The sequence below is a fragment of the Acinetobacter endophylla genome (genome assembly GCF_053543775.1).
On the sequence record NZ_JBLVOM010000144.1, the window covers coordinates 1 to 3,214 of the forward strand.

2 rRNA genes are annotated in these 3,214 nt (G+C 49.7%); both read right to left on the reverse strand.

Annotation, left to right across the window (positions count from 1 at the left end):
- Positions 1–79 (reverse strand): 5S ribosomal RNA (rrf, locus tag ACNPNW_RS06050); the annotation flags it as partial.
- Between the two features lie 221 nt (positions 80–300).
- A 23S ribosomal RNA gene (locus ACNPNW_RS06055) occupies positions 301–3,195 on the reverse strand.
- Positions 3,196–3,214 lie beyond the last annotated feature (19 nt).

The window sequence follows — 3,214 nt, forward strand, 5'->3', positions numbered from 1 at the left end:
CACTACCATCAGCGCTAAGAGGTTTCACTTCTGAGTTCGGGAAGGGATCAGGTGGTTCACTCTTGCTATGGTCGCCAGCACAACTGGTATGATTACTTACTGAGGTCTTATGGTTGCCTTAGCTTTCTTCAAATCTTGCACTCTGTTCAAAGCAGTGCTTTGAACATCGTTCATTAACAGATATATCTGAGTTGGGTATTTTGTTCTTTAGCGTTCACTAAATCAAGCTGTTTTGCTTAATATCGAATCAATCGATCCTCACTTCTTTCGAAGTTCGTACAACAACTGTTTGGGTGTTGTATAGTCAAGCCTCACGAGCAATTAGTATTGGTCAGCTTCACATATCACTATGCTTCCACATCCAACCTATCAACGTCGTAGTCTTCAACGGCTCTTTAGGAGACATAAAGTCTCGGGGAAATCTTATCTTGAGGTAGGCTTCCCGCTTAGATGCTTTCAGCGGTTATCCCTTCCGAACATAGCTACCCGGCGATGCCACTGGCGTGACAACCGGTACACCAGAGGTTCGTCCACTCTGGTCCTCTCGTACTAGGAGCAGATCCTCTCAAATTTCCAACGCCCACGGTAGATAGGGACCGAACTGTCTCACGACGTTCTAAACCCAGCTCGCGTACCTCTTTAAATGGCGAACAGCCATACCCTTGGGACCTGCTTCAGCCCCAGGATGAGATGAGCCGACATCGAGGTGCCAAACACCGCCGTCGATATGAACTCTTGGGCGGTATCAGCCTGTTATCCCCAGAGTACCTTTTATCCGTTGAGCGATGGCCCTTCCATACAGAACCACCGGATCACTAAGACCTACTTTCGTACCTGCTCGACTTGTGGGTCTCGCAGTTAAGCGCGCTTTTGCCTTTATACTCTACGCGTGATTTCCGACCACGCTGAGCGCACCTTCGTACTCCTCCGTTACTCTTTAGGAGGAGACCGCCCCAGTCAAACTACCCACCAGACATGGTCCTCGTCCCGGATAACGGGACAGAGTTAGAACCTCAATATTACCAGGGTGGTATTTCAAGATTGGCTCCACCGAAACTAGCGTCTCGGTTTCAAAGCCTCCCACCTATCCTACACAAGTAAGATCAAAGTTCAATGTCAAGCTGCAGTAAAGGTTCACGGGGTCTTTCCGTCTAGCCGCGGGTACACCGCATCTTCACGGCGAATTCGATTTCACTGAGTCTCTGCTGGAGACAGCGCCCCCATCATTATGCCATTCGTGCAGGTCGGAACTTACCCGACAAGGAATTTCGCTACCTTAGGACCGTTATAGTTACGGCCGCCGTTTACTGGGGCTTCGATCAAGAGCTTCGCTTACGCTAACCCCATCAATTAACCTTCCAGCACCGGGCAGGCATCACACCCTATACGTCCACTTTCGTGTTTGCAGAGTGCTATGTTTTTAATAAACAGTTGCAGGGGCCTGGTTTCTGAGGCTGTCGGCCGCTCAAGGAGCAAGTCCTATCACAGACAACAGCGTACCTTCTCCCGAAGTTACGGTACCATTTTGCCTAGTTCCTTCAGCAGAGTTCTCTCAAGCGCTTTGGTCTACTCGACCTGACCACCTGTGTCGGTTTCGGGTACGATTCCTGTGTAACTGAAGCTTAGAGACTTTTCCTGGAAGCATGGTATCAGCCACTTCACTGTACAAGTACAGCTTGCTATCAGTTCTCAGCATAGAGTACCCCGGATTTGCCTAAGATACATGCCTACAACCTTCCACCTGGACAACCAACGCCAGGCTGACTTAACCTTCTCCGTCCTCTCATCGCATTACACAGAAGTATTGGAATATTAACCAATTTCCCATCGACTACGCCTCTCGGCCTCGCCTTAGGGGTCGACTCACCCAGCCCCGATTAACGTTGGACTGGAACCCTTGGTCTTTCAGCGTGCGAGTTTTTCACTCGCATTGTCGTTACTCACGTCAGCATTCGCACTTCTGATACCTCCAGCAGACTTCTCAATCCACCTTCATCGGCTTACAGAACGCTCCCCTACCACGCATAATAAATTATGCATCCGCAGCTTCGGCATATAGTTTTAGCCCCGTTACATCTTCCGCGCAGGCCGACTCGACTAGTGAGCTATTACGCTTTCTTTAAAGGGTGGCTGCTTCTAAGCCAACCTCCTAGCTGTCTATGCCTTCCCACATCGTTTCCCACTTAACTATAATTTTGGGGCCTTAGCTGGCGGTCTGGATTGTTTTCCTCTTGACTACGGACGTTAGCACCCGCAGTCTGTCTCCCGGATAGTACTCATTGGTATTCGGAGTTTGCATCGGTTTGGTAAGTCGGGATGACCCCCTAGCCGAAACAGTGCTCTACCCCCAATGGTATTCGTCCGAGGCGCTACCTAAATAGCTTTCGGGGAGAACCAGCTATCACCAAGTTTGATTAGCCTTTCACCCCTATCCACAAGTCATCCCCTGGCTTTTCAACGACAGTGGGTTCGGTCCTCCAGTTAGTGTTACCCAACCTTCAACCTGCTCATGGATAGATCACCTGGTTTCGGGTCTATACCCAGCAACTAAACGCCCTATTAAGACTCGGTTTCCCTACGGCTCCCCTATGCGGTTAACCTCGCTACTGAATATAAGTCGCTGACCCATTATACAAAAGGTACGCAGTCACCGGACTAAGCCGGCTCCCACTGCTTGTATGCATGCGGTTTCAGGATCTATTTCACTCCCCTCACAGGGGTTCTTTTCGCCTTTCCCTCACGGTACTGGTTCACTATCGGTCAGTCAGGAGTATTTAGCCTTGGAGGATGGTCCCCCCATATTCAGACAAGGTTTCACGTGCCTCGCCCTACTCGACATCATCATATAAGCCCTTTCGTGTACAGGACTATCACCGTCTACGGTCGCACTTCCCAGAGCGTTCCACTAGAACTTATATGACTTAATGGGCTCTTCCCCTTTCGCTCGCCGCTACTGAGGGAATCTCAATTGATTTCTTTTCCTAAGGGTACTGAGATGTTTCACTTCCCCTCGTTCGCCTTGCAACACTATGTATTCATGTTGCAATACCTACCTTATGGTAAGTGGGTTTCCCCATTCAGACATCTCCGGATCACAGGATATTTGCCGCCTCCCCGGAGCTTTTCGCAGGCTATCACGTCTTTCATCGCCTCTGACTGCCAAGGCATCCACCACATGCACTTAATTACTTGACTATACAACCCCAAACAGTCG